Origin of the sequence: Polymorphospora sp. NPDC050346, assembly GCF_040655695.1 — a bacterium.
Taxonomy (GTDB): domain Bacteria; phylum Actinomycetota; class Actinomycetes; order Mycobacteriales; family Micromonosporaceae; genus Polymorphospora; species Polymorphospora lycopeni.
Map to the genome: position 1 here is coordinate 98498 of NZ_JBFAKM010000028.1, position 6031 is coordinate 104528.

Genomic DNA, 6031 nt, shown 5'->3' on the forward strand with positions numbered 1-6031 from the left:
TGAACTTAACTATTCAATCATGGAAGCGGCAGAGGGCCACCGTCGCATCGTCGTATGCCTTGTCGTCGGCGCGAAGCGCCCCCCGCCCCCGATCTCAGCGGCCGCCGAAGAAGTTGTTGCCGGCCATGCCACCCTGGCCCATGCCGAAGCGGCCGGCCATGTCGGTGCCGGCGAGCGCGTTGTACGGCGGCATCAGCTCCGCCGGCTGCACGACCACCATGCCCTCGCCGCTGAACTGCATCTGCCAGCTCTCGCCGGTGTTGCCCCGGGGGCGCCACACCGACGACGAGGTGACCGCCGCCTGCATGCTGACCTGGAGGCTCGACGACCAGGCGATCACCGCGTCGGCGTCGGCGAAGTAGTAGTTGCTGGGCGTCACCCGCATCACCAGCGGTTCGCCGGTGGTCGTGACGGCGACCTTGCCGTGCCCGGTCAGTTCGATGTTGTACGAGCCGGCGCTGGCGATGTTCACCTGGGACTCGATGCGGACCACGTCCCACCGCAGCTGCTTCTCGAACGCGAGCACGTTCTCGCCGTCGACGGTCAGCCCGTCACCGGTCAGGTCGAGGATGTGGATGTCCTGCGCCTGGTTGGCCAGGAAGACGCTCCCGGAGCCGGACACCTTCATCAGGTTGAGGCCCTCGCCGGTCATGTAGCGCGAGATGTGGGCGCCCCAGTGCTCGTGGTGCCCGTCGAAGTTGACGCCGCCCTGGTAGGCGATCATCGCGCCCTTGCGGGCGAAGAACTCCGTCATCCCGCTCTGCTGGCCGAGGTTGGCCTTGAGCATCTTGGTGTTCTGGAGCACGAACTTGTCGGTGCCGCCGACTTCGGTGTTGGTCAGCAGGCTGCTCTGGTACATGTCGTCTTCTCCTTCGCCGTATCCCGCTACCGCTGACCGTCAGCCCCGGGCCGAGAAGTTGGGGCGCTCGTCCTCGCTCGGCTGGACCATGACGAAGCCCTGCCCGGAGAACCCCAACTGGAACGCCTCGCCGGAGCCGCGCCCGAAGAGGCCGCCCAGCCGGGCGGTGCGCCGCGGCTGGACGCTGAGCCCCTCGGTGAAGGCCACCAGCGCGTCGGTGTCGACGAAGGTCGGCGCCTCCCGGGTGTCGAGGACCACCGGGGTGCCCTTGCTGGTCAGTGCCACCCAGCCGTGGCCGCGCAGCACGACGTTGAACATGCCCATGCCGGACAGCATGCTGACGCCCTTCACCCGCTCGATGCCCCACTGGAGGGAGGCGTCGAAGGCGAGGATGTTCTTGCCGTTGACGCTGAGCGCCTCGCCGGCCAGTTGCAGGACGACCACGTCCTTGCCGTAGTCGGCCAGGTAGAGCTCGCCCTGACCGGTCGCGACCATCAGCGGTACGCCCTCACCGGTCGCCCAGGAGCGCGCCATCTGGCCCATCTGCGGCGGGTTGGGGTTGAAGTCGATCAGACCCTCGTACGCCACCATCGAGCCGGCGCGGGCCATCAGGTCCTGCCCGGGGGCCATCATCACCTTGGCCATCTTGTAGCCGTGGGTGCTCATCCGGTCCCGGATCTGCGTCTGCCCATAGTGCTGGAGCAACGGACTCTGCACGGCGAACCCCTCAGACCTCGTACGGCTGGACTACGACAAAGTGGCCCTGAAGGCCCATGAACTGCAGCGCGACCGACTCGCCGCTGGCACCCGGGTAGATCTCGCGGGAGATCCGTACCTGGGTGGACACCGACACCCGCATCCCCGCCGTCCAGGCGACGACCGCGTTCATGTCGGCGAAGGTCGGGCCCTGGCACTGCAGGGTCAGCGGCGTGCCCTTGGTCATCACCACGACCGTGCCCTGGCCGGACACCACCAGGTGGAACATCCCGCCGCCGGGGATGCCGGGGCTCTCGATGCGCTGCACCTGCGTCTGGAGGCTGGCGTCGAAGGCCAGCACGTTGTTGGCGTTGACGCACAGCGAGTGGCCCTGCAACTCGACGATGTGCAGGTCGGCGGCGTCCTCGGCGAGGAACACCTCGCCCTGGCCCTTGCAGGTCATCAGCTTCAGGCCCTGCCCGGTCGCGGCGTTCTCGAAGAACGCCTTGAGCCCGCCGGAACCCTTGTAGGCGAACTCGATGTCGCCCTGGTAGGCGACCATCGAGCCGCGCCGGGCGTATGCCTCCGGGCCCAGCGTCACCTTGACCAGCTTCTTGTTCTGCTGGGTCCACCGGCCGGTGGTCGCCGTCTCCCGGTATTTCTGCAGGCTGACCATGACGCCGGGCTGCACCGGCTGGGCCTGCGACGGCAGTCCGGAGCCGAACTGGCCGGGCGCCTGCGGGTAGCCGGGCTGCTGCTGCGGGTGCCCCTGCTGGGGTGGGAAGCCCTGCTGCGGCGGGTAGCCCGGCTGCTGCTGCTGGGGAAAACCGGGCTGCTGCGGCGGGAAGCCGGGCTGCTGGGGCGGGTGGCCCGGCTGCTGCGGCGGCGGGAAGCTCTGCCCGGGCTGCTGGCCGTAGCCGGGCGGGGGCGGCGGAGGCGGCGGCGGGGTGAAGCCGGTGTGCGCCGGGGCGGCGTGCTGCTGCTGCGGTGGCACCGGCGGCGGCGCGAACGACGGCGCCGCCTGCTGGGGCGGCGGGGCGAAGCCGGGCGACGGCTGCTGCTGCGGCGGCGCGAACGACGGCGGGGCCGCCGGGGGCGCGGCCGGCTCGTCGTCGACCTCGCCGCCGTAGGAGCGGATCAGGTCGGCGAGCCCGCCGGCGAAGCCCTGGCCGACCGCGCCGACCCGCCAGACGCCCTTGCGGTAGAGGTCGGTGATGATGATGGCCCGCTCGGTGCCGAAGTCGGCGCCGGTGAAGCTGTAGCGCAGCACCTCCTGGCCGCCGGCGACGAGTCGCAGGTAGCCGGACTGGATCTGGCTGGCGCTGCCGGAGCCCTCGATCGCCGCGCAGAACGACAGCTTGTGGATCTTGTCGGGGACCTGGTCGAGGGTCACCCGGAACGAGTCGGTGTCACCCGACTGCTCGCCCAGCTTCTGGATCGCACCCTCGGGCGACTTCGGCTGGTTGAAGAAGATGAAGTAGGAGTCGTCGGAGAGCTTGTCGGCGGCGTCCAGCCCGAAACACGAAATGTCCCAGGTCAGGCCCGGTGAGACCAGTTGGATACCGACGTATAGGTCGGTTCCCGCGGTCAGTGCCGACAATGGGCTCTTCTGACCCCGCGTGAATGCCTGAGACACGTGATCCCCTCAGCTACGACGACGTGGTGTTCCTGATGAAGTTAGCGCCGTGCGGCAAGTCGCGGCGAACCGGCCGGGCCGGCCACGCTGCCCGGCGGTGTCGCCGGATCGACCGGCGTCGACCAGGGTCGGGAACCGTCGCCCCCGGCCGGTCGTCCCGGCCCCGGGCGGCGGTTCACCGTCCACCGGCCAGGCGGTCGAGTACGGCGTCGAGCGCCGTACCCGATCCGACCGGGTCCGGGGTGAAAGTCCACGACAGCCCGACCCACGGGTCGCCGACGTGGTCGTCGGGCACGGCCGGTAGCCGCGACATCGACCGCCACAGCGCGGACACCAGCGGCCCGAGCGTCGACGAGTCGGCGGGGTCGGCGACCAGCAGCAGGTTCACCCCGACATCCGGGCCGTCGTTGATCAGGTACTGGATCTGCGCGATCGACCGCTCGTCGAAGCCGTACGGGAAGTCGTGCAGCACCAGCAGCCGGCGGCCGCCGTCGACCAGCCCCGGCGGCAGCGCCGTCTCGCCCGAACGCATCGCCATCTGGATCAGGTCGACCCGGGAGACCAGGTTGTCGAGCAGTTCGGCCAGTTCGCCCGGAGTGGTCGCCGGTGGTCCGGCCAGCGCGTCGCCACGCAGGCCACGGACGGCGGCACCGCCACCCGCCAGGTCGGCGACCGAGACGCTGAGCCTGCCGGCCGGGTGGGCGGCGAGCAGCCGGGCGATGACCGAACGGGCCAGCGCGGTCGCCGTCGACCGGTCGGTGCCGGCCGCGTCGATCCACAGTGGCCTTGCCAGCGGGAGCCGGAACAACAGCGGAATCCGCAGGTCGGGGTCTTCGGGCAGGTGCAGTTCACCGACCCGCAGCGCCACCGCCAGCTCCGTCGGCGGCTGCCAGCCCCGCCAGACCGGACTGTCCCAGCGCGCCATCGTCGGCGGGAGGACACCGTCGAGCTGGCGCAGCTCGGTGCCGAGCTGCGCCACGTCCCGCCGGTGGTCGGCGGTCGCCCGGGCCACCAGCTCGTCGTGCCGGCGGTCGGCCGCCGCCCGGGCGGCGGCCGTCTCCGGTGAATTGCGGGCCCGTGGGTCGTCGAGCAGCCGGCCGACCTCGTCGTCGCGGCGCTGCTCGGCGTATTCGGTCGCCGACCGCAGCGCCGAGGTGCTGCGGGCGGCGTCCTCGAAGATGCTCCACACCTGCTGGTAGAGCCGTTCCGGGGGCAGCCCGCCGGCCGCTTGCGGCGCCGGCTGCGGCGGCTTGGCCCGGTCGGTCGGCCACGGCCGTGCCGGCTGGGCGGGCACCGCCGCCGGGCGCGCGGATGGCGTCGGTGGCTGGGCGGGTGGTGCGGGTGGTTGCGCGGACGGCGTCGGTGGCTGGGCGGGCGGCGCGGGTGGTTGCCCCGCCGGCGCACCGGTGCCGGCCGCGACCGGGCTGGCGGTGGTCGCGGGTACGGGCATCGCCGGCGCCGGCTCCTCGTCCACATCCACGCCGCACACCGCCGCCAGCTCGGCCAGCCCGCCGGCGTAGCCCTGGCCGACGGCCCGGATCTTCCAGGCGCCGGCCCGGCGGTAGATCTCCCAGGCGATGACCGCCCGTTCGGTGTCGAGGCCGGTGACGACGAACGTCGCCATCACCGCCCCGTCGGCGCCGGCGATCCCGGCGACCGGTGCCGGGCCGGCGCCGAGCGCCGGCGCCGAGCCGTCGACACTGACCGCCACCAGCACCTTGCCCACCTCGGCCGGTACGGCGGCCAGGTCGACCTCGACGCACGCCGGCCGGCCGCCGGCGGCGGGCCGGCACGACGCCCCCGGCCCGTCCGGCTGGTTGTAGAACACGAAGTCGGCGTCGGTGCGTACCCGGCCACTGTCGGTGAGCAGCAACGCCGACAGGTCGGCCGGCCCCGGAGTCTCCACGGTCACGCGGAGCCGGGCCACGGTCAGGGGAACGTTCTGTCCCTTGACGAGGACCTGTGCCATCACTCTCTCCTCGGTGGCGATCTAGCGGGTGGCCGCCACGGTCACAGGAAACGTCCCAGCATGGGGATCAGCTCCAGGGGCTGGCGGCCCTGGACCGGCTCGCCGATGGCCATCATCTTCCAGAGGCCACCCTCGCGGTAGACCTTGGCCATCACCATGCCGGTGGTGCCGACACCGCCCGAGAGCGTATAGCGGGCCAGCTCCTGGCGGGTCGTCTCGTCGACGAGCCGACAGAACGCCGCCTCGACCTGCTCGAAGGTGTGTCCCTGGTACGACGTCACCACGAACAGCACCGTCGTGACGTGGGCGGGCACCCGGGCCAGGTCCACGATGATCGACTCGTCGTCGCCGTCACCGTCGCCGGTGCGGTTGTCGCCGGTGTGCGCGATCGACCCGTCCTTGCTGCGCAGCTGGTTGTAGAAGGCGATGTCGACCGGCTGCTGGTCGGCGAACAGGATCGCCGACGCGTCGAGGTCGACGTCGATCTCCCGGCTGCCGAACAGGCCGCGCCGCTTGATCGGGTCCCAGCCGAGGCCCATCCGCACCAGGGTGAGCTGGACGCCGTTCTCCTTGCGCAGCGACACCCGCTCGCCCTTGGACAGGCTGACCGGGGCACCCGGGCGGCCCAGCGTCTTCTCCATCGAGATCGGGGCGGCGCCCGGCTGCTGCGGTGCGGGCGGCTGCGGGGCCGGGGGTGCCGGCGGCTGCGGGGCGGGCGGCTGCGGCGCCGGGGGAGCCGGCGGCGGGGGCGGCGGCGCGGCCTGCGGCGCCGGGGCGTACTGCGGCGCGGGTGCGGCCGGCCGACGACTGGCGGGACGAGGAGCCGGGCAAGCCGCTGCACCAGGCCCGGCGGGGGCCGGTGTCGGTGCTC

The 6031-nt window shown here is 72.1% G+C and carries 5 protein-coding genes; all 5 read right to left on the bottom strand.

All coding sequences use genetic code 11. The annotated features are described in order from the left end of the window. Positions 1-94: 94 nt before the first annotated feature. Positions 95-859: an AIM24 family protein gene (locus AB0I42_RS25735; RefSeq protein ID WP_212820813.1), complete on the bottom strand. Its 765-nt coding sequence runs from the start codon at positions 857-859 to the stop codon at positions 95-97. Positions 860-898: 39 nt separating this feature from the next. Next, positions 899-1576 carry an AIM24 family protein gene (locus tag AB0I42_RS25740; RefSeq protein ID WP_357540869.1) on the bottom strand — a complete coding sequence of 226 codons (678 nt, stop codon included), beginning with the start codon at positions 1574-1576 and terminating at the stop codon, positions 899-901. Between the two features lie 10 nt (positions 1577-1586). Then, positions 1587-3191 carry a TerD family protein gene (locus AB0I42_RS25745; RefSeq protein ID WP_357540871.1) on the bottom strand — a complete coding sequence of 535 codons (1605 nt, stop codon included), beginning with the start codon at positions 3189-3191 and terminating at the stop codon, positions 1587-1589. Between the two features lie 175 nt (positions 3192-3366). Next, on the bottom strand, positions 3367-5160 hold the full coding sequence (locus tag AB0I42_RS25750; protein WP_357540873.1) for a TerD family protein: 1794 nt from the start codon (positions 5158-5160) through the stop codon (positions 3367-3369). A gap of 41 nt (positions 5161-5201) precedes the next feature. Further along, positions 5202-6031: TerD family protein (locus AB0I42_RS25755; RefSeq protein ID WP_357540875.1), on the bottom strand; the 830-nt coding region annotated here is incomplete at its 5' end.

Coding starts and splice junctions, on each gene's coding strand:
- AB0I42_RS25735 (WP_212820813.1), bottom strand. CDS start 859: ATGTACCAGAGCAGCCTGCTGACCAACACCGAAGTCGGCGGCACCGAC.
- AB0I42_RS25750 (WP_357540873.1), bottom strand. CDS start 5,160: ATGGCACAGGTCCTCGTCAAGGGACAGAACGTTCCCCTGACCGTGGCC.